At 66.4% G+C, this 21,607-nt stretch carries 16 protein-coding genes; 12 read left to right on the top strand and 4 right to left on the bottom strand.

Annotation, left to right across the window (positions count from 1 at the left end):
- The first annotated feature begins 15 nt into the window (after positions 1 to 15).
- Together motA and Q368_RS0104160 are read left to right on the top strand one after the other, a co-directional pair.
- Entirely contained in the window at positions 16 to 882 is an 867-nt protein-coding gene (gene motA / locus Q368_RS0104165; protein ID WP_029457541.1) for a flagellar motor stator protein MotA, read from the top strand.
- A 134-nt stretch (positions 883 to 1,016) separates the two neighbouring features.
- Entirely contained in the window at positions 1,017 to 2,039 is a 1,023-nt protein-coding gene (locus Q368_RS0104160) for a radical SAM/SPASM domain-containing protein (protein ID WP_156955636.1), read from the top strand.
- A 115-nt stretch (positions 2,040 to 2,154) separates the two neighbouring features.
- On the opposite strand, the gene Q368_RS0104155 is transcribed toward Q368_RS0104160, so the two are convergent.
- The gene (locus Q368_RS0104155; RefSeq protein WP_084158674.1) at positions 2,155 to 4,203 is read right to left on the bottom strand and encodes a HAMP domain-containing methyl-accepting chemotaxis protein; all 2,049 of its coding nucleotides are present in this window, start codon (positions 4,201 to 4,203) and stop codon (positions 2,155 to 2,157) included.
- Positions 4,204 to 4,727: 524 nt separating this feature from the next.
- Here Q368_RS0104155 and Q368_RS0104145 point away from each other — a divergent pair.
- From Q368_RS0104145 to Q368_RS0104095, 10 genes are all read left to right on the top strand, one after another.
- Positions 4,728 to 7,967, top strand: a complete 3,240-nt coding sequence (locus tag Q368_RS0104145) for a PAS domain S-box protein (RefSeq protein ID WP_245611278.1) — start codon at positions 4,728 to 4,730, stop codon at positions 7,965 to 7,967.
- Positions 7,968 to 8,172: 205 nt separating this feature from the next.
- Complete coding sequence (locus Q368_RS0104140) at positions 8,173 to 9,333, top strand: BaiN/RdsA family NAD(P)/FAD-dependent oxidoreductase (protein WP_029457535.1); 1,161 nt, start codon at positions 8,173 to 8,175, stop codon at positions 9,331 to 9,333.
- Positions 9,334 to 9,426: 93 nt separating this feature from the next.
- A complete protein-coding gene (locus tag Q368_RS0104135; protein WP_029457534.1) occupies positions 9,427 to 10,242 on the top strand; it encodes a transporter substrate-binding domain-containing protein in 816 nt (271 codons plus the stop codon).
- Between the two features lie 179 nt (positions 10,243 to 10,421).
- Positions 10,422 to 10,805, top strand: coding sequence for a hypothetical protein (locus tag Q368_RS0104130; RefSeq protein ID WP_029457533.1), 384 nt, complete (start codon positions 10,422 to 10,424; stop codon positions 10,803 to 10,805).
- Positions 10,802 to 11,563: an amino acid ABC transporter permease gene (locus Q368_RS0104125; RefSeq protein WP_029457532.1), complete on the top strand. Its 762-nt coding sequence runs from the start codon at positions 10,802 to 10,804 to the stop codon at positions 11,561 to 11,563. Before Q368_RS0104130 ends, Q368_RS0104125 begins: the two co-directional genes overlap by 4 nt.
- A gap of 20 nt (positions 11,564 to 11,583) precedes the next feature.
- Positions 11,584 to 11,847 carry a glutaredoxin family protein gene (locus tag Q368_RS0104120; RefSeq protein ID WP_029457531.1) on the top strand — a complete coding sequence of 88 codons (264 nt, stop codon included), beginning with the start codon at positions 11,584 to 11,586 and terminating at the stop codon, positions 11,845 to 11,847.
- Positions 11,844 to 12,185 (top strand): ferredoxin-thioredoxin reductase catalytic domain-containing protein, encoded by a 342-nt coding sequence (locus Q368_RS0104115; protein ID WP_029457530.1) that lies wholly within the window; start codon positions 11,844 to 11,846, stop codon positions 12,183 to 12,185. Before Q368_RS0104120 ends, Q368_RS0104115 begins: the two co-directional genes overlap by 4 nt.
- A 304-nt stretch (positions 12,186 to 12,489) precedes the next feature.
- On the top strand, positions 12,490 to 14,520 hold the full coding sequence (locus tag Q368_RS22940) for a PAS domain S-box protein (RefSeq protein WP_084158673.1): 2,031 nt from the start codon (positions 12,490 to 12,492) through the stop codon (positions 14,518 to 14,520).
- 431 nt (positions 14,521 to 14,951) lie between these two features.
- Positions 14,952 to 16,496 (top strand): hypothetical protein, encoded by a 1,545-nt coding sequence (locus tag Q368_RS0104100; protein WP_156955634.1) that lies wholly within the window; start codon positions 14,952 to 14,954, stop codon positions 16,494 to 16,496.
- A 282-nt stretch (positions 16,497 to 16,778) separates the two neighbouring features.
- Positions 16,779 to 17,036, top strand: coding sequence for a hypothetical protein (locus Q368_RS0104095; protein WP_029457524.1), 258 nt, complete (start codon positions 16,779 to 16,781; stop codon positions 17,034 to 17,036).
- 96 nt (positions 17,037 to 17,132) lie between these two features.
- Here the strand turns inward: Q368_RS0104095 and Q368_RS23725 are convergent, their stop codons facing one another.
- The 3 genes from Q368_RS23725 to fabF form a co-directional block, all read right to left on the bottom strand.
- On the bottom strand, positions 17,133 to 18,614 hold the full coding sequence (locus tag Q368_RS23725) for a GGDEF domain-containing protein (protein WP_052360018.1): 1,482 nt from the start codon (positions 18,612 to 18,614) through the stop codon (positions 17,133 to 17,135).
- Positions 18,615 to 19,013: 399 nt separating this feature from the next.
- Entirely contained in the window at positions 19,014 to 20,252 is a 1,239-nt protein-coding gene (gene glyA / locus Q368_RS0104080; protein ID WP_029457521.1) for a serine hydroxymethyltransferase, read from the bottom strand.
- A gap of 95 nt (positions 20,253 to 20,347) precedes the next feature.
- A complete protein-coding gene (gene fabF, locus Q368_RS0104075) occupies positions 20,348 to 21,592 on the bottom strand; it encodes a beta-ketoacyl-ACP synthase II (protein ID WP_029457519.1) in 1,245 nt (414 codons plus the stop codon).
- Between the last annotated feature and the right edge of the window lie 15 nt (positions 21,593 to 21,607).

Raw genomic sequence — 21,607 nt, 5'->3', positions numbered from 1 at the left:
GCTCCCGGCAAGGCTATGTTCGCGATTATCGGCTTCGTCATCGTCATCGGCTGCATCCTGGCCGGATTCATCCTGGAGAAGGGCAACTTCGACCTGCTCATCTCGGCCGCCCCCCCGGAAATGCTCATGATCCTCGGCGGCGCGCTGGGGCAGCTCGTCATCAGCGCGCCCAAGGACGTGCTCGGCGCCACCTTCAAGGGGGCGCTCTCCATCTTCGGCAGCATGATCACGAGCAAGCCCTATTATCTGGAGCTTCTGACCACGCTCTCGGGGCTGTACATGAAAATCCGCCGCGAGGGCCTGGTCGCCATCGAAAAAGACGTGGAGCGGCCGGCGGAAAGCCCGATCTTCAGCAACTTCGCCAAAAACAAGAAGAACCATGAAGTGCTGTCGTTTATCTGCGACACCATGCGCATCTTCTCCACGGTCAACATCGAGGCCCACGAATTCGAGACCATCATGGACGCGGACATCGAGGCCACGGTCCACGAGGCGCTCGTCCCGTCCCACGCCATTTCCAAGACCGCGGACGCCCTGCCGGGGCTTGGCATCGTCGCCTGCGTGCTCGGCGTCGTTTTGACCATGGGCAAGATCAACGAGCCGGCCGAAGTGCTCGGCCACAGCATCGGCGCGGCCCTGGTCGGCACATTCCTGGGCGTTCTGGCCGCCTACGGCTTCGTCGCGCCCATCGCCACCAACATCGAGCACCGGGCCAAGGAAACCGAAGCCATCCTGCTCGTGGCCAAGGCGTCGCTGACCGCCTTCGTCGGAGGCAACCCGCCGCCCGTGGCCCTGGAGGCCGGCCGCCGCGCCATCCCCATCCACAAGCGCCCGAGCTTCGAGGAACTCGAGGAAGCGATCAAGGCCAGCAAGGGCAAATAAGCCGGCCGCCGCAGGGGCGAAGCGCAAGCCGTCCGCGCGGCAATACCCTTGACAACCGCAACGGTGTGGCGTGTATCCGGCAAGCGCCATCCGTTCCCGTGTCCGCGCAACTTCGAACCCCGCCGTCAACCAGCATGCAGCACCGGTCATACGTCAATTTGTGCACCAAGCCCTGGGAGGAGCTCGTCGTCTTTCCCAACGGCGAATATACGATATGTTGCGGCGGCCCGCCTGTCGGAAAGATACGTGACCCGTCCGAGATAAAGGACCTCTGGAACAACCCGACGGTCCTGCAATACCGCGAGAACCTCAACAACAGCTTCGAATTCGGCATATGCACCGGCTGCGTCTTCCATGGCACCTTGCGCAATACGGAAGTCCGGCAGCACAAGCGCCAGTCCCTTCCCGTGCGCCAGGAGAGAATCCCCGTCATCTCCTTCGGCCTGACGGACCAGTGCAACCTGCACTGCTTCATGTGCGGCATCGCCAGGAAGTACGAAGGGGTAAACCGGAAGCGGCACGCCGACCGCCTGCCCCTGGACTATTGCCGGGAATTCGCCGTCCACCATTTCCCGAAAGCCGACATCGTCAACAGCAACTGCTTCGGCGAACTGTTCCTCTACCCGCAGCTGCGGGACTTCCTGCGGTTGCTTAAGGAACACCGTCCCAAAGGCCACGACGCGATCACCACGACGACCACGGCCGGCAGCCTGCGCGTCCCGGAAAAGCTCTGGCGGGCGGTCATGGAAGCCCACAACCAAGTGCTTTTCTCCATCGACTCCATCGACCGGACGATCCATAAGATCATCCGCGGCTTCGATTTCGCCGTCGCGGACAAAAACCTCCGTACCGTCCAGCAGCTGGCGGCCACGGCCTATCCCGACTTCAAGTACGGCTGCTCGGTCGTACTGATGCAATTGACCGTCGCCACCCTGTACGACACGCTGCGTATTTCCCACGAAGAATATGGCTGCAACGTGTTCCACTTCCAGCACATCAGCGACACGCCCGGGCAGTCCCTGGCCGCCAGCAGGCAATGGCGCGTCCTTGGCAACGAAAAGCTCCTCCAATGCCAGGAATACATGAGGCGACACGGCATCGCCACGAACGGACACATCGGCTTTTACCGCGACGCCGCCGGCAACCTGGAGTCCTGAGCGCCTCCGGCGTCCTCGACGCCAAAAGGCGCGGCCCGTCTCCCCGACGGACCGCGCCTGCGTTTTTTCGTGCCGGCGAAGCGGCGGCTCCCCGGCAGGTCCCGCGCCGCCGGGACTAATACGCCTCGAAATCCCCTTTCTCGTCGTCCTCCATGCGGATGATCGTGCCGGGTCCGCCCGCGCCCGGCTGCCCGGGAAGCGCGCGGCGGCCCGGCAGGGACGCGCCGCCGCCCCGGCGCGACGGCATGGCCCGCGGCGACATCCCCTCCCCCGCTTCGGAGGGCAGCTGAAAAAAGGCGCTCGTCTGCTGCAACTGCGCGGCTTGCGCCGAAAGTTCCTCCGAGGTGGAGGCGATTTCCTCCGCCGCGGCCGCGTTTTGCTGGATCACCTGGTCGAGCTGCTGCAGGGCCTGGTTGACCTGGCTTGCGCCCTGGCTCTGCTCCTGGCTTGCGGCGTTGATTTCCTGGACGAGGTCCGCCGTGCGCTGGATGTCCGGCACGAGCCGCTCGAGCAGGTGCCCGGCCTTTTCCGCGATGTCCGTGGAGGTGGCGGCCAGGTTCGTGATTTCCGAGGCCGCGGCCTGGCTGCGCTCGGCGAGCTTGCGCACCTCGCTTGCGACCACGGCGAAACCGCGCCCGTGCTCACCGGCCCGGGCGGCCTCCACGGCGGCATTGAGGGCCAGCAGGTCCGTCTGCCGGGCTATCTCCTCGATGATGGAGATCTTGCCGGTGATGGCCTTCATGGCGGACACGGTCTGGACCACGGCCTCACCCGAGGACTGGGCGTCCTTGGCGGCCTTGACGGCGATGGCTTCGGTCTGTTTGGCGTTGTCAGCGGTCTGGCCGATGCTCGCGGCCATTTCCTCCATGGCCGACGAGGATTCCTCGATGGCCGCGGCCTGTTCGGTGGATCCCTGGGACAGGGATGACGACGAGGCGCTCAGCTCCTCGCTGCCCGAGGCCACGTTGATCGAGCCGCCCTGCACCTCGCGGATCACGCCGCCGACCTTGGCGATCATGGCGTCCAGGGACTGCATAAGCGTGTCCGCGGCGTCGCGGGCGCGCACGCGGAAGGTCAGATCGCCCTGGCTGAGGCGCTCCATGATGGCCGCCACGTGTTTTTCCGCCGCGACCAGCCGTTCGATCGAAGCCAGCAGCACGTCGCCTTCCGAGCGTTTGGCCACGGTCACGTCGAGGTTGCCGATGGCCAGCTTGCCGGCCATGTCCGCGATGTTTTTTTCCGCCGCGATGAGGGTGGCCAGGGCGCGCATGAGCGCGTCCGCGTCCGAGCGGGCGGCGACGATGACCTCGAGGTCGCCCTGGGCCAGTTTGGTGACGGCCGTGACCACCTCGGCCGAGGACCGGACCATGGCCCGCATGGCCTCGTAGATGCTTTGCGGGTGCGCGGATTCATGGAACTCGAGAGCGAGGTCGCCCACGGCCACGCGCCGGGCGATGGCCGCGATCTCGTCGGGCTCGCCGCCGAGGCTCCTGCGCACGCCGCGCACGATCAGCCAGCCCGTGAGCACCGCGAAAAAGGCCATGGCGGTGGTGAGCCCCATGATGATCAGGCGCGACTGCGCATAGAGCGCGGCGGACTGCTTGTTCTTCGCGTCCGCGTAGCCGAGCTCCACTTCCGTCAGCTTGTTGATGAATCCCCGGGCGAACTCGAACTTCTCGTTGGCCTCGCCCTTGGTCAGGGCCATGGCCGCCGCGGTCGCCTCGTCCGTGCCCAGCTGGCGCTCCTTGACGACCTTGCCCGAGGTTCCCTCCCACTGGCGCAGCGCCTGCTCGAACTGGCCGGCGAGCTGCTTTTCCTCGGGCGTGGTGGCCAGGGCCGTAAACGAGCCGAAACGGTCCTTGGCCTGCTTGAGGTTCTGCGCATAGCTGTCCTCGAGGGCCTTGAAGGCCTCGCTGCCAGGGGGCGTGAACATCATGGTCCGCTCGGCCACAAGCAGCTGGTGCAGATCGCGGTCGGCCTCGATCAGGAAATCGACGCTTGGCAGGAAGCGGGTAAAAAGCGTGTCCAGGTTGTCGCTGATGGTGCGCGCGGCGTAATAGCCCGTATACCCGACCACGGCGATGGCGACGACGAGGATGGCGTAGCTGGCGCCGAGCCGGAACCCCAATCGGCCGAACAGTGTCCTTGTCCTGGATGGCGGCATTGCTTTCCCCTTCTTGTTGACGCTTGCACCGACGCTGCATCGCGCGGACTTCACCTTGCGACACAACCAGCCAATGGAACCGTTTCAGGACGAGACAGTGCACGTCGGCGGACACACCGTGACGGTATCTCGACTCCTGGTATAAACGCAGGATAGCGTGACCAAGGAAGGAAGAAAAGATGCCCCTGCGTTTTCATGGAATATTCCTGTCCCCGGCGGAGGCAGGGAGCCCTTGCCCCTTGCCGGGGCTCGGGGGTATAGGTGAAAAACGCGTGTTCCGACCGTAAGCACGCCAGACCGTGCCGCCGTGCGGACCTATGCAAAAAACCGCCGAGGATTTTTTCGTGACCGACTCCTGCCGCGACTTCGCACGCCGGGCCAGCCAGTTCGCATCCGTCGAACGCGTCCCCGCTTCGCGCGGTGCGCGCCGACAGGCCCGCTTCCGACACCACAACTCCGGCCTGCGTTAGCGGATGGTCCGGTTGCGCCCCATGCCCGGCATCGCGTCCCGCACACACGCACGTTTGCGGCGTTGCCTCCCGGCGGGCGGCCTTCTCCTGGCCGTGCTTGCGGCCCTGTGCCTCCTCGCCGGCTCCGCCCCGGCCCAGAACTCCCCCGCGACGACGCCCCCCACGCCGCCCAAGACCCTGTCCGTGGTCCTCGATCGCGACTACCCGCCCTACGTGTTCCAAACCCCGCAAGGCGCGCCCCAGGGCATCCTCATCGACACCTGGCAGCTGTGGGAGCGGGTCACCGGCGTGCCCGTGACCTTCATCCTCCAGGACTGGAACGCGGCCCAGGATCTCATGTTGCGCGGCAAGGCCGACGTCATCGACACCTTGTTCGAAAATGCGGAGAGACGGAAATATTACCTTTTTTCAAAGCCCTACGCCACCATCGAAGTCCCGGTCTTCGTGCATAAAGACCTTGGCGGCATCCGCGACGCCGCTTCGCTGCGCGGGTTCGCCGTGGGCGTCAAGCAGGGCGACGCCAGCGTCGCGCGCCTGACCGCCCAGGGCGTCGGGCCGCTGCTTCCTTTCGAGGGCTACGAGGCCGTGGTGCGCGCCGCCGGCGACGGCAAGGTCAAGGTCTTTTGCGTGGACCGGCCCCCGGCCCTCTATTACCTCTACAAGTTCGGCCTGGCCGGCGACTTCCGCCTGGCCTTCGTGCTCTATTCCGGCCAGTTCCACCGGGCGGTGCGCAAGGGCGACGAGGAGTTGCTGCGCTTCGTGGAAGACGGATTTTCCCGCATCACCCCCGGACAGTACGCCGCCATCGAAGACAAATGGCGCGGGGAAAAGCTCTTTCCGTCCAAGGGACTGCGCCACGCCCTCTGGGCCGTGGCAGGGCTCGGGTTCGCCGCCGCGTTCTTTTTCGCCGCCGCCGCCTGGCTGCGCCGCGTCGTGCGCCGCCAGACCGGAACCCTCAACGAACTGCTCGCCGCCGTGCGCCAGAGCGAGGAGCGCTACCGCGAACTGGTGGAAAGCGCAGGCGTGGTCATCGTGCGCCTCGATGTCCTGGGGCGCGTGGTGTATTGCAACTCCTTCGCCCAGCGCGTGTTCGGCCAGCCCCAGCCGCGCCTGCTCGGCCGCGACCTCGGCCTGTTCGACGACCCGGCGGCGCAGCCCCCGCAAGCGCCCTGGCGCGAAATCCTTTCCGGCATCGCCGACGACCCGGGCGGCGCGGGCACCCTGGACAGGCGGCACCAAGGTCCCGAAGGGCACCGCGTCTGGATCGCCTGGACCATACGCCAGCTGGCCACGACGCAAGGAGGCGGGGAAGCGTTTCTATGCGTCGGCGCGGACATCACCGAACGCAAGCAGGCCGAGGAGGCCCTGGCCGCCAGCGAAGCCCGCTATGCCCTCGTGGTGCGGGGCACCAACGACGGCGTCTGGGACTGGGACCTGCGAACCGATACGGTCTATTTCTCCCCGCGCTACCGCGAAATCCTGGGCCTGCCCCCAGGCAACGCGCCGCTGCGTCCCGAAGCCTGGACCACCCGACTGCACCCGGACGACGCCGAAGCCGCCATCCGCGCGCACAAGCGTTGCGCGGACGGCGAAGCCGCCGCCTACACGGCGCAGTACCGCCTGCGCCACACCGACGGCGCATTCCGCTGGATCAGCGAGCGCGGCGCGGGGCTCGCCGACGCCTCCGGCCGCGTGGTGCGCATGGCCGGCGGCATCACCGACATCACCGACCGCAAGAGGGACGAGGACGCCCTGCGCGAAAGCCAGGACCTGCTCGCGAAAATCTTCCGTTACGCCCTGGTCGGCATCACGGTCTCATCCCGACGCGACGGCCGCATTGTGGACGCCAACGAAGCCGGCGCACGGATGTTCGGCTACCGCGCAAGCGACGTCGTCGGGCGCTCGAGCCTCGAGATCGACCTGTGGCCCTCGCCGCAGGAGCGGCAGGCCTTCGTGGAGGAACTGACGGGCACCGGCGCCATCGTGGCCAAGGAAGCGGCGCTGCGCCATAAAAACGGCACCCTCGTCGTCACCCTGCTCTCGGCCGTGCCCATCCAGACGGGCGGCGAACCCTGCATCCTGTGCGTGCTCGTGGACATCACCGAGCGCAAGGCCATGGAACAGGCCCTGCGCCGCGCCAAGGACGCGGCCGAGGCCGCCAACCGCGCCAAGAGCGAATTCCTCTCCACCATAAGCCACGAGATCCGCACGCCCATGAACACCATCCTCGGCATGACCGCCACCCTCGCCGCGGCCGACCTGCCCCCGGAGGCGACCCGCGCCCTCGCCGCGATCAAGATCGCAGGCACGAACCTCATGGGCCTTCTGGGCGACATCCTGGACCTGTCGCAGATCGAGGCCGGCGGGTTCATCATGGAGGAGAAGCCCTGCGACGTGGCCGCGCTCGCCGCCGACCTCGTGGAGATGCTGCGGCCCGACGCGGCGCGCAAGGGCCTCGACATCACCCTCGACATCCAGGCGGAACTGCCGCCGCGCCTGATCGTAAGCCCCGACCGCGTGCGCCAGGTGCTCGTCAACCTGCTCGGCAACGCGATCAAATTCACGCAAACCGGCGGCGTCGCCCTGGAACTCGGGCGTGAGGAAGACCCCGCGTCCGGTCCGCTCCTGCGTCTGGCCGTGCGCGACACCGGTATCGGCATCCCCCTCGACAAGCGCGAGGTCATTTTCGAGCGCTTCACCCAGGTCGATGCCGGGACCGGCCGCAAATTCGGCGGCGTGGGCCTGGGGCTGGCCATCTGCAAAAAACTCGTGGATCTCATGGGCGGCCGCCTGCGTGTGGACAGCCGGCCCGGGGGAGGCTCGCTTTTTACCGTCACCCTGCCCCTGCGTGCGGCCGCGGCCGCCGCTCCCGCAGGCGACGCGCGCGTCGCCGCGTTCCCGTCGACGCGCCGGGGCGCGGTGCTCCTGATCGAGGACAGCCCGGGCAACGCCGAGGTCATCCGGCTCATGCTCGACGGTACGCCCTACGACCTGACCTGGGCCCCGAGCGGCGAGGCCGGGCTCACGCTGTTGCGCGAGCGCCCCTACGACGTCGTGCTCATGGACATGGAAATGCCCGGCATGGACGGCTACGAGACAACCGAGGCCCTGCGCCGCCTGGAAGACGAGCGCGGCCGGCCGCGCGTCCCCGTCGTCGCCCTGACCGCCCACGCCTTCGAGGAGCACCGCCAAAAGAGCCTGGCCGCCGGCTGCGACGATTTCCAGGTCAAGCCCATCGCCAAGCGCCGTCTCCTGGAGACGCTCGACACCTGGATGGCTCTGGGGCCGCAATAGGCCTTTTCCCTGTCGGCGAAACCGCATCGCTGCCGGTACGCTGCAACACCATGCCTTTTCCATGACAACGCGACCATGAACATCCCTACGAAAATCCGGCGAAGCGTTCCCGTGCACTCCATAAAAGGAGTCCGGAGGACGCAAGCCCTTTGGCCGCCGGAGGCGTCCTTCCCCCCCACTCTCACCCCCCCATATTGAGGAAGCAATGCACGTCGATGTCGTCATTATAGGCGCGGGGGCCTCGGGGCTATTCTGCGCCGCCGCCTGCGCCGCGCGCGGGCGCACGGTCGTCGTGCTCGACCACGGGGCCAAGGCCGCGCGAAAAGTGCTCGCCTCGGGCGGCGGGCGCGCAAACGTCACCAACACCGACGTCGCCGCCACGGACTACGTCTGCGCCAACCCCCATTTCGTCAAATCCGCCCTGGCGCGTTTGACGCCGGACGCTCTGCGCGCGCGCCTGCACGGCGCGGGCGTGGCCACGGTCGTCGAGGCGGGCGGCAAGGTCTTTTGCCGCGACGGCGCGCCGGCCATGGCCCGTTTCCTCCTGCGCCAGGCCGAGGAGGCCGGGGCGCGCCTGCGCCTTGGCGCGACCGTGACCGGCGCGCGCCGGGAGGCAGGCGGCTTCATCGTGGAAACCGGCACCGGCCCCATTGCCTGCGCCTCCCTGGTGCTGGCGCTCGGCGGGAAGTCCTGGCCCGGGCTTGGCGCAACGGGCTTCGGCTACGCCCTGGCCGCGCGCCTGGGCCTTGCGGTCACGCCCCTGCGCCCCGGGCTCACGCCGCTTCTGGCCGGCCCAGGCGACCTGCCTCTCTGCCGCGACATGGCCGGCGTGTCCCTGCCCGTGGCCGTCGGCGGACCGTGCGCCCTGTCCGGGGACATGCTCTTCACCCACCAGGGACTCTCCGGCCCGGTGATCCTCGACGCCTCGCTTTTCTGGCGCGAGGGCCAGGCCCTGGCCATCGACCTCCTGCCCGGGCGCGACATCGCCGCCATCCTCGCCGGGACCGGGAAGCAGGAGGTGAAAAACGCCCTGGCCCGCCACCTGCCCCGGCGGCTGGCGACGGCGCTTTGCGCCCGCCTGGGGCTCGCCGGACCCGTGGCCGGACTTGCCGCGGAGCCCCGGCGGGAGCTTGCCGCCACCCTGCGCGCCTTTCCCTTCACCCCGGCCGCGGCCGCGGGCTACGCCAAGGCGGAAGTGACCTGCGGCGGCGTGGACACGGCCGCCATCTCCTCCAAGACCATGGAGGCAACCGCCGTCCCGGGACTTTTCGTCATCGGCGAGCTCCTCGACGTGACCGGCCGCCTGGGCGGGTTCAACCTCCACTGGGCCTTCGCCTCGGGTCGGGCCGCGGCAGAGCGGGCCTAGGTACCGGCCAACGCGCATTTTTGGTGGCCGTGCCAGTCGCGATGGGGTAGGCTTTGCACGAATCGCAACCCCGTTTCGCAAGGAGGAAGCCCCATGGTCCGTTTCATCCGCATCGTGAGCCTCGCCTTCGTGGCGCTGACGATGTGCTGCGGCACGTCGTCCGCCGCCACGACGCCTTTCGACATTTACGAGGGCAGCAACCTGCGCAAAATCGTTGAGCGCGGCACCCTCGTCGTGGGCATGGAACTCAAATTCTGGCCCTTCGAGTACGTGGACGAACAGGGCAAGCCCGTCGGCTACGACGTGGAGATCGCCCAGACCCTGGCCGACCGGCTCGGGGTCAAGCTGGAAATCAAGGACATGGAGTGGACCGGGCTGATCCCGGCCTTAAGCGCCGGCAAGATCGACCTCATCATCTCCGGCATCACCGGCACCCTCGAGCGGGCCAAGTCCATCACCTTCACCTCCCCCTACTTCACCACCGGCCTGTGCACGCTCCTTAGCGTCAAAAAGGCGGCCGACGTCACGGACGTGGAGCAGCTCAACGCGCCCGGGCGCGTGCTCGCGGTCAAGACCGGCACCACCGCCGATCTCGTGGCCAGCAAGCGCTTCCCCAAGGCGACCATCAACCGCTACAAGGAAGAGACCGCCTGCGTGCAGGAAGTGGCCGCCGGCCGGGCCGACGCCTTCTTCTACGACCAGATCTCCATCGCCAAGCACCAGAAGCAGAATGCCGAGACCACCAAGGCGCTTCTCACGCCGTTCACCTACGAACCCTACTGCATCGCCTTGCAGAAAGGCGATTTCGACTGGTGGCAGTGGCTGGAAATGTATCTGGCAACGATCAGGGCCGATGGCACGCTGGAAACGCTGCGCGCCAAGTATTTCAAGGATATCCTGGGCAAATAGCGGCATGCGCCCGGGCCGCCGCGAACACGGGGGCACGGGCGCGGCGCAGGCCCGCAACCCGCCGCCGACGGCCGCGCGATCACCGGGAATGCCCGGCGCGACAGCGCGATCCGCGCGCCCGTCCGTGGCGCTTGCGGAGACAGCCGGCCGTCCCGGCGGCGGACAGGGGAGAAGAGACCATGACGCGACGCACGATGCGCCTGCTGTGCTGCCTGCTGCTGGCCGCCGCCTGCCTGTCCGGCGCGGCGCAAGCCGAAACCAAACAGGTTTTCGCCCACCTGTTCGCGGTGCCGACGGACCTGCCGGGCGGCGGCGATGCCGCGGCGAAACTCCCGGCCCTGGAGGCCTGGCTGACCGAATCCTACGGCGGCTACACGCGCCTCGGCGCGGGCGACGGCGGCTGGAAGAACGAACAGGGCCAGCTCGAAACCCAGGGCAACATCGTCTACCTGGTCACGGCGGCGCGGGACTTTTCCAAGGACATCGCCGCGCGCCTCGCCGCCGATTTCGGCGAACGCATGCCCTACGTCCTGGTCTTTCCGGCGGACCGGTTCGTCAAATGAGGCGGCCGCCCTCGCCGCGGGCGGTCCGCCTGCTCCTGCTCGCGGTTCTTGGCGGCGCATTGTGGTACGTTCTCGCGCACATCCGCTACCACTGGGACTTCGACGCAGTCTGGGCCTACCGCGACATCTTCCTGGCGGGATTTTGCATGACGCTCGCCGTGTCCGTGGGGGCCATCGCCCTGGGGCTGGCCTGCGGCCTGGCTTCGGGCCTGGCTTCGGTCTCGGGCAACGTCTGGCTCACGGAACTGGCCGGACTCTACGTCGGAGCCTTTCGCGGCACGCCGCTGCTCGTGCAGATCCTCATCTTCTACTTCTGCGTCGGCGTGGTCGTACACCTGGACAGCCCTTACGTGATCGGCACGGCGGCGCTCGGGTTCTTCTCCGGGGCCTACATCTCCGAGATGGTCCGGGCCGGGGTGGAGTCCGTGGACCGGGGCCAGTGGGAGACGGCGCTCTCCTCGGGGCTGACCAGGCGGCAGGCGCTTTTCTATGTCGTCTTCCCCCAGGCGCTGCGGCGCATCGTGCCCCCGGTCACGGGCCAGTTCGTCTCCTGCATCAAGGATTCCTCGCTGCTGTCGGTCATCAGCGTCCGGGAACTGACCAAGGCGGCGGAAGTGGTCAACGCCACCACCTACCGGACCTTCGAGGCCTACCTGCCCCTGGCCCTGCTCTACCTGCTGCTCACCTGGCCCCTTTCGCACTTGACCGGCAGGCTGGAAAAAGGAATACGAAACGGAGTCGCTTCCCTGCCGCGCTAACATTATTCAAGGAGCGCCCCATGAGTTCGGACATCAAAGTCTACGCCCTGTCCACCTGCGTGCACTGCAAGCACGCCAAGGAATATCTGGAAGAACACAAGATCCCCTACGACTGCGTCCACGTCGACTTCCTCTCCGGCGAGGAGCGCGCGCAGGTCATGGACATCGTGCGCAAGCTCAATCCCGCCCTGTCCTTCCCCACCATCGTCATCGGCAACAAGGTCATCGTGGGCTTCCGCCAGGACGAGATCGAGCAGGCGATCGACCAATGCGAGAAGAAATGAACGCGCAGGCGCTCTACGACACCCTGCGCCCCCTCCAGGAAGCCAAGGGGCATTCCTTCAACCCGGACATGGGCATGACCCTCGACCTGCTCGGCAACCTGCTCGTCAACAAGGAGCGCTACGGCTATATGGCCTGCCCGTGCCGGCTCGCCGCCGGGAAATTCGAGCTGGACCGGGACGTGGTCTGCCCCTGCCAGTACCGGGACGCGGACGTGGCCGAGTTCGGCGCCTGTTTCTGCGGCCTCTACGTCTCGGCCGCGGTGCGCGACGGCAAGGCTCCCCTGCCCGTGGTGCCCGAACGCCGTCCCATCGAAAAGACCCTGGCCGCCCTGGGCTGAACCCGGCGCGGCCAGACGCTACGACGGCCACGCACCCGCCGGGCTGCGGTCCGCAAGGCATCCGCCCCTGCCGCGGCGGTCGCGGACGAGGCGTTCCGGGCCGGCGCGCCATCCGCCGCGCTCCCACGGGCACGCCAGTGCGGGACGACAGGGGCTGCGACCTTGTCAGACGGCAAAACTTCCCTTAGGCTTGACAGGGCGTCGTGTTTCCACGCCCCATTGTGACAGCCATGGCCGCCGGAAACGGCATGGCTGTTCCCGGCGCTCCGTAGCGAGCGCGCAAGGAGCCGTTGGAGCCGCCGCCATGAACGCCCTCCTCCTCGCGACGACGTGCATCGCCTTCCTGCTCCTGCTGCTATCCGCCTTCCTCGCCATGAAGCGACGCGCCTCCCATCGCGACCGCGACGAGGATCCCCTGCTTTCACGCATCGTCGAAACCATGCCCGACCCCTTTTACGTCAAAGGTCCCGACGGCCGGTTCGTGCGCGTCAACGACGCCCTGTGCATGCTGGCCGGCCGCGCGCGCCAGGAAATCCTCGGCCGGGATGCCGAGGAGGTCTTCCCGGGCCGGCACGGCGCGGCCTCGCTCAAAAACGACGCCATGACCCTGGCCTGCGGCTACGAGGACGTGGCCGAGGAAACGGCCTACGACGCCAGCGACCGCCGGCGCACCTTCATGACGCGTAAAACCCTCCACATCGACGGCGCGGGCAACAGGCACGTGGTCGGCGTCATCCGCGACATCACCAACCGCAAGCAAGCGGAACGGGCGCTGGCCCAAAGCGAAAGCCGTTACCGCCGCATCGTGGAAACCGCCAACGAAGGCATCTGGGCCGTGGACGCCAACTGGCGCACGACCTACGTCAACGCGGTCATGGCCGTGATGCTCGGCGCGACGCCCGAAGAGCTGGCCGGCCGCTCCGTCACCGATTTCCTCTTCGCCGAGGACGCCGCACTCCACCGCGCCATGCTGCGCCGCGAAGCCCTGCCTCCCGGCGGCGGACTCTACGAGCGGCGGCTCAAAAGCACGACTGGCGCGGAAATCTGGATGCTCATCGCCGTCAGTAGCGAATACGACGCCTCGGGCCGTTTTGCCGGCTCGGTCGGCATGTTCACCAACATCACGGAACGCAAACACGCCGAAGAGTCCCTGCGCCTTTCCGAAACGCGCCTCGCCGGCGCCAAGGCCGCCGCGGAATCCGCCAACAAAGCCAAAAGCGAATTCCTCGCCAACATGAGCCACGAAATCCGCACGCCCTTAAACGGCCTGCTCGGCATGCTGCAAATCCTCGAAGACACCACCCTCGATGAAGAGCAGCGAGACTGCGTGGCCACGGCCCTGGACTCGGGCCGCCGCCTCACACGCCTGCTCACCGACATCCTCGACCTCTCGCGCGTCGAATCCGGCAAGCTGAACCTCGAAATCGCCCCCTTCGCCCCGCGTGCGCTCCTCGCCTCCATCCAAAGCATCTTCGCCGTGGCCCTGGAACAACGCGGTCTCTCCCTCGGCATTGCCGTCGCCCCCAACGTCCCCCTTCGCCTGCGCGGCGACGAGGGGCGCATCCGCCAGATCCTGCTCAACCTCGTGGGCAATGCCATCAAATTCACCGAATGCGGCGGCATCGGCCTCGAAGCCGCCTGCTACCCTCTTGAGGATCAGGACAAGCTCCGCCTCGTCTTCGGCGTCAGCGATTCCGGTATCGGCATCCCCCGCGACAAGCTCGACGCCGTTTTCGACACCTTCACCCAGGTGGACGCCTCCAATACCCGCCCTCACCAGGGGGCCGGCCTCGGGCTCTCCATCGTGGACCGTCTCGTGCACCTCATGGGTGGCAGCATCTGGATCGACAGCGAACCCGGCGTCGGCACCTGCATCCTATGCTCCCTGCCTCTCGCCAAAGCCGACCCCGAAACGGCCAACCTCGAGCCGCTGACGCCGCAATCCGTCACCCCGGGACTGCGGTTGCTGCTCGTCGAAGACGAACGCATCAACCGCCTCGCCGTCGGCACGCTCCTGCGCAAACAAGGCCATGTCGTCGTGGAAGCCGCCGCCGGTACGGATGCCCTGGAAATCTTCGCCAGCGAACCCTTCGACGCCGTGTTCCTCGACATCCAGATGCCCGGCATGGACGGCCTCGAAACCCTTGCCCTGCTGCGCGACCCCGCGATCCACGGCAACAAGGCCCGCACCCCCGTCATCGCACTGACCGCCCACGCCATGGCCGGCGACCGCGAACGCTTTCTCGCCGCCGGCATGGACGACTACCTTGCCAAACCCGTGGAAGCCGCCGCCCTCGCCGCTACCCTCGCCCGCCTGCCCCGGGTGAAGGCGTAAGGAGGAAGGGGGGAGAAGAGAGGAAGATGCCTTGCATGTTTCCTCCGGGGGCATGCTGCCCCGCGGCCCCCTCGATGGTGATTCGGGAGGATGGGAGGCGGGTGAGGGTACGGTCGTGCGACCGATTCCAACCTCGCAGGCCTGTCGCACCTGCGGGGCTGAGGTGGGGGAATCTATTTTTGCAACATGCCGGAATCTCACAGTCATAATGAACTCGTGATTTATGCAACATATTGCTAAAGATTCGCTTCGCATAGCCGATAGTATAGAATGGCGCGTCCAATTATTGATTCCTGGAGGGCAGCATGTTCCAGGGCATTGCAACGTCGTTATTGAAGGCGTCCACTGTGCCTTTTTCCGCAGGACTGCATGCAGGCTCCGCGGCCTCCGCCGCCGCGACGGGCGACACGGTTTCGTTTTCTGAAGAGGCTGTGGCCAAAAGCAATGCGCGCGTAACCGACGAGACCCTTTCCACGCAGCCGGAGGATGAGGCCGGCGAAAGCCTCTGGCTGACGCGATACGGCCTTGAGGCCGGTACCGTGACCCTGAAAAACGGGCATAAGCAGACGACCGCCATCGACGGCAACAAGATGGAGATTCTGGAATACGACGGCAACAGACTCGTGCGCAAAGAAACGGGCAGCATCGCCGCCGGCGGCGTCGTCAAGGACATCGAGGAATACGACAAGCGCGGAGAACTGACCCGGCGCGTCCATTCCGAACTCGCCGCCTCCGGCGACGCAGGCACGACCAGCCATGCGTACCTGCGCCGCGACATCGCATGGTACAAGGACGGCGAAGTCTCGAAGGAACTGCACGATTCCATGTCCGTCAAGGCGAGCTATACCTCCTCCGACATCGTCAACGGCAAGGACGTCAGCGACGCGCAGAGCCTGGACGAACTCGCCGGGACGCTCACGCGGGACGACCTGGCGAGCGATTATGTCGGCGACATCATCGAATACGGCGCAGGGGGAAAGCTCTTCCGCAAGACCTCCATCGCCCACGCGGTTACGACCGAGAACAGGACCAATCGCGGCAGCGAAATGCGAAACGGCATCGAGGCACACGACACGGTCGAACTTTCGCGGCAGACGGAATTCTCCATCACGCAGGAGATGTACGACGATGCGGGCAATGTTACCTTCCAGGCGTCCTTTCGGGATTCCTTCAAGGAAGGCACGTTCGAGCAACAGCAGTTCGAGGCCAGCTGGTACGACAACGGGCAGCTTGTCAGGCACAGCAGCGCCGAAATCCTCCAGAAGCAGGCAAAGGGCCGAGGCCTTGGCGAACACCCGGACATGCTCGGGACGCTTTCCCTGTCCGAAGGGCGCTATGGCGCAACGACGCCTCTCGATGCGCAGTCGCTGCTCGGCGACGGGCAAGGCGGGCGCGTCGCGGAATCGGGATCCTTGCTCAGCGCGGCGCTGACCGACATCGCCGCGGGCGGATATGACCCGGCCCAGGCCTTTACCCGCAGTCGGGCCGGGGCTGTTCCTGGCAGCGTCAGCTGGGAGGATACCCTCTACAAGGACGGCAAGGTGGCCCTGCGGGAAGTGGACACCGAAACGGTGGAAGAGAACACCCTTCCCGACACGACCGGGTTTCACACCCTGACGGGCCTGTCCGAGGACAAGGACCCGAAGTATCTGCGCAGCACCAGCCACCGTGTGGAAACGTACCAGGACGGCCGTCTCGTGGCGCAGTCCGCCGTGGAAATGCGGGAATCCGCCGAAGACGACGCGCGCGGCGTCACCAGCACCAAGACCCACGTCGACGCGTCGTCCGGCTCCGGCCATGCCGTGCGCAACACCCACGCCAAGCTGTCGGAAACGCTCGTCGAGGCCGACGCCCGCTGGAACGCCGCCGCGCAAAAAGCGGGAAGCGCCGTGCAGAGAACCCTCACCGATCTGCTCACGCTCTTTCAGGAAAACCTCGATCCGACCGGGGCATCCGGAAAGTCCGACCAGGCATGACTCGGGCGGCGGGACCTGTCGTTGTCGGACGACAGGTTCATAGGGCTTCGATCTAAAATGGCGGTTTTGCCGCGTGAAAGACACGGCATCTATTGTATACTAAATTAATGGAAATATTAAAACAATACAGTTGTACAAAAAATTAGCAGCATCCTACGCGTTGCGTATGAAAAATAACCATGGCGGCATGACTGTCTGGCGCTAACCACAAGAAATAAATGACCTGTTGTAGCTGGCACCTCTTTTGCTTTACGGTGTGTACGATTTGGCAAAGGAGGGATTGTGAAAAAGAATGTGATGGGAACGATGTTGGCGGCTTTTGTGTTGCTGGCCGGCTTCGCCTTTGCAGGTAACGGCTATGGTACGGGCGCGTGGTGGATGGACGGCGACGAGGCTTCGCAGGGCGGGCAGGGTCTTTTGTCCGGGTCTTGCCTGGGCGACGGCACGGAAACAGGTCTTGGCCTGGGACTCGGCTTCGGCGACGGCACCCAGCCGCAGCCCCTGGACAGCACGGGCTTCGGCAGTCCGTTCGTGCAATAACCTCTCCCGCCGCCGGCAAGGGCGGCATGTACGCTGTCGCAGACCTCCCGCAGGCAGTACGCTGCGGGAGGAGTTGTTGCGTCTGACGCCGCGGGGTCACCTCTCGCGCACGGTGTTTCGCCCGTCGGCCTTGGCCTGGTACAGCGCCGCATCGGCCCGGCCGATGAGCGTGTCGACGGTGTCGCCCGGCCGGGACTGCGTCACGCCGATGCTCGCCGTGACGCGCAGCCCGTCGGGATAGTCCTCGGCCGCGACGGCGGCACGCAGCCGTTCGGCCAGGGCCGGAGCCGCCGCGGCGTCGATGCCCGGCGCGACGAGCAGGAATTCCTCCCCGCCCCATCTCCCCACGCTATCCTGTTTGCGGCTCGCGCCGCGAAGGGCCTTGGCCACGATCATGAGCGCCGCGTCGCCCGTCTGGTGGCCGTGGGTGTCGTTGATGGCCTTGAAGGAATCGATGTCCAGCATGAGCACGGTGAGGGGGATGCCATGCGCGTCGAAGTCCTTTTTTTCAGCCTGGAGGATGGCACTTATGGACATACGGTTGTGCAGACCGGTCAGGGCGTCGGTTGCGGCCAGGGTTTCGAGCTGCCCGGCGTAGGCGCGCACGCGGTCGAGCTGGGTGCGCACGGCGTCGATCATGCGGACCAGGGCGTCGATGATGTCGTGCAGTTCGTTGCGGCGGGCGGGGGTCAGGCGCGTCAGGCGTTCGCGTACGGTTTCGAGGCTGGCCGCGTTGCGGGCGTAGTCCCGCAGGCTCGCAACGATGGCCGCGTAGGGGCGCAACTGGCTGGCGAGCAGCAAGGCAAGGGCCACGATGGTGACAACGGCCGTGAGGCATCCGGTCATAAGGGTGGCGTGTTTGAGCGCCACCAGTTGCCGGTATTGGGGATCGGGAAGGAATGCCACGGAAAAGGCGTCCGGGTCGGCGAATCCTGCTGCGGCGACGTCGAGGCGAAAAAAGTCCGCGTTGCCGGGCGGCGTCGGCGCGTTCTGGATGCTGCGGCCCGCGGCGACCACGCGCAGGACCTGCCGGTCGTCGGTGAATTGCGAGAGCCACTGCGGGGTGAGCGGCACGGACGCGGCGACGACGCCCACGGGCAGGTCGTCGTATTTGCGCACGCAGCGCGCGCTGACGAGGTGCAGCGCGCCGTCCATCTCGGCCAGGCCGACGAACGCGCCGTCGCGCAGCGCCCGCGCGAACCACGCGGACCGGGAAATATCGTCGCCGAAACGGAATTCGGCCGGGGCCCGGGAGAGCACCATGCCCCGCGCGTCGGCAAAAAGGACGGTCGCGCCCTGGGCGGTGAAGGAATGGCTCCAGTCGTAGAGCACCTCGTTGTCCGCCGCCTGCACGGCGTGCGCGATCTCCTTGGGGTGTGCGAGGTTTAACGTGATGCGGTTTGTCGAGACGATCGCGCCCTCGATATTGTGGGCGACGGCGGCCATGGCCTGTTCCTTGTGGGCGGCCAGGGTTTCCGCCAACCCGGAAATCACACGCTGCAATTCCAGGATATGGATGGCGGAAAGGACAATGATGGGCGCGATCAGAAGCGCCAGGAGTTTGGCCTTGATGGACATGCCGGCGCTTATTGCTGGTGCAGGGTTTCCCGCACGGAATCGTAGAAGGCGTGGTCGCGGACTGCGAAGAGGCCACGGACCGGGAAGGGGGAGAAAGAAATGTTGACGAATAAAGGGGAATCGGCTTCGGGGCGCAACCATATACTACGGCCCGGGATTTCGGATTCCGGCTTCGCTGTCGGAGTCATATCCAGGTAGCATTGCACATATTGTTCTTTCCTGCAACAGGGGGCATATCGGCACGACGAGGGAGCGGATTACAGCCGCTTAGGCTTTCAGCAAGGCCAGCATGTCGCTTGGGAACGCGGTCAGGGCCGCAAACGCATCGGGCCGCGAGACGCTGGCGTCTCGCGGCCCGATAGGTATCCATACGAACCGGTGGCATCGCCCCGATCCGCTCTACCAGGCGAACAGCGGGAAGCTCTTGGCGAAGCGCTCGACGTCCTTGCGGATTTCGCCGAGCCTGGTCTCGTTGGTCGTGGACTTGATGGCCGCGTCGATCCAGCCGACGATCTTTTCGATGTCCGCCTCGACCATGCCGCGCGTGGTCAGCGCCGCCGTGCCGATGCGCACGCCCGACGTGACGAACGGCGAACGCGTCTCGAAAGGCACCGTGTTCTTGTTGACCGTGATGCCGGCCTCGTCCAGGGCGTGCTCGGCGTCCTTGCCGGTCACGTCCTTTTTCGTCAGGTCCACCAGCACGAGGTGGTTGTCCGTGCCGCCGGAAACCAGGTCGTAGCCCGCGTCGAGCAGGCCCTTGGCCAGCACCTGGCAGTTCTTGATCACCTGGCCCTGGTAGGTCTTGAACGCGGGTTTGAGCGCCTCGCCGAAGGCCACGGCCTTGGCCGCGATGACGTGCATGAGCGGGCCACCCTGCATGCCCGGGAAAATCTGCGAATTGAGCGACTTGCCGAACTCCTCGGAAGAGAGGATCAGGCCGCCGCGCGGGCCGCGCAGGGTCTTGTGCGTGGTCGAGGTCGTAAAGTGCGCGTGGGGGATCGGCGAGGGGTGGTGGCCGGTCGCGACGAGGCCGGCGATGTGGGCCATGTCCACGATAAGCTTGGCCCCGACCTCGTCGGCGATGGCCCGAAAACGCGGGAAGTCGATGATGCGCGGATAGGCGCTGGCTCCGGCCACGATGGCCGCGGGTTTGTGCTCCTTGGCCAGGCGCTCCACTTCCTCGTAGTCGATGGTGCCGGTCTCTTTTTTCACGTGGTAGAACACGATGTTGTAGAGGCGGCCCGAAAAGTTGACCGGCGAGCCGTGGGTCAGGTGGCCGCCGTGGGAAAGGTCGAGGCCGAGCAGCGTGTCGCCGGGTTTGAGGGCCGCGAAATAGACCGCCATGTTGGCCTGGGAGCCGGAATGGGGCTGGACGTTGGCGTACTCGCAGCCGAACAGCGTCTTTACGCGATCGCGCGCGAGGTTCTCGGCCAGGTCCACGTACTCGCAACCGCCGTAGTAGCGCTTGCCGGGATAGCCCTCGGCGTACTTGTGCGTGAGCACGCTGCCCTGCGCCTGGCGCACGGCCACGGACACGAAGTTCTCGGAGGCGATCATCTCGAGCTTGCCGGTCTGGCGTTCGATCTCCAGGCACACGGCGCGCCCGACTTCGGGATCGGAAATAAGCAGTTCTTCCATGGGAAAACCTCGTAAAGCGCAAGGGGGGGAAAACCGTTACCGGTCGCCCCCCCTGTTGATGATTGCCTTGCGCGCCGGGCCGTCCCGGCCGAAACCTATTCGGCGTACGCCTTGTACAGCATGCAGGCGTTGGTGCCGCCAAAACCGAAGGAGTTGCACAGGACGTTTGGCACGGCGACCTTGCGGGCCGCATTGGGGGTGCAGTCCAGGTCGCAGGCCGGGTCCTGGTTGTCCAGGTTGATCGTGGGCGGAATGATGCCCTCGGCGATGGTCTTGACGCTCATGGCCGACTCGATGCCGCCGGCCGCGCCCAGGCAGTGCCCGATCATGGACTTGTTGGCCGTGAGGATCACGTTTTTGGCGTGCCCGCCAAGCACCGTCTTGATCGCCATCGTCTCGCAGGCGTCGTTAAGGGCCGTGGACGTGCCGTGGGCGTTGATGTGGACGAGTTCCTCGGGAGCCATGCCGGCCTCGCGCAGGGCGGCCCGCATGGCCAGGGCCATGCCTTCGCCGTCCTCGGGGGGCGCGGTCATGTGGAAGGCGTCGCCCGAAGCGCCGTAGCCCGCCACCTCGGCGTAGATGCGCGCGCCGCGCGCCTTGGCGTGTTCCAGGGATTCGAGCAGCAGCAGGCCGCAACCCTCGCCGATGACGAAGCCGTCGCGGTCGGCGTCGAAGGGGCGCGAGGCCTTCTGCGGCTCGTCGTTGCGCGTGGACAGGGCCTTGAGGGCATTGAAGCCGCCCACGGCCAGGGGCGTGATGGTCGATTCCACGCCGCCGCAGATGGCGGCCGTGGACCGGCCCAGCTTGATGTCCGTGTAGGCGCAGCCGATGCCGTGCTGGCCCGATGCGCAGGCCGAGGTCGTGCACAGGTTGGGGCCCTTGGCCCCGACGGCGATGGACACCTGGCCCGCGGCCATATTGGCGATCATGGTCGGGATGAAAAAGGGCGACACCCGCGAAGGCCCTTGGGCCAGCAGCTTGGTATGGGTTGCTTCGAGGGTCTCGAGGCCGCCCAGGCCACAGCCGATGATGACGGCGACGTCCGCCGCCTCCTCGGGGGGAATCTTCCAGCCGGCGTCCTCCATGAGCATCATGGCGGCGGAGACGGCGAAGATGGTGAAACGGTCCAGGCGCTTGGCGAGCTTGGCCGCGACATACGGCTTCTCGTCGAAGTTCTTGACCTCGCAGGCGAAGCGCGTGTCGAACGCAGCGGCGTCGAAGCGGGTGATGGGGCCCGCGCCAGAGACGCCGGCCACGAGATTGGTCCAGCTCGAAGCCAGATCGTTGCCAATGGGGGTGATGGCCGCAAGGCCGGTGACGACTACCCGGTGTAAGGTCATGGCGCTTCCGTCCGC

It is taken from the genome of Solidesulfovibrio alcoholivorans DSM 5433, assembly GCF_000702665.1.
GTDB lineage: Bacteria > Desulfobacterota > Desulfovibrionia > Desulfovibrionales > Desulfovibrionaceae > Solidesulfovibrio > Solidesulfovibrio alcoholivorans.
The sequence above is the reverse complement of the archived record's forward strand: the minus strand, read 5'-3'. Positions and strand labels throughout refer to the sequence as shown.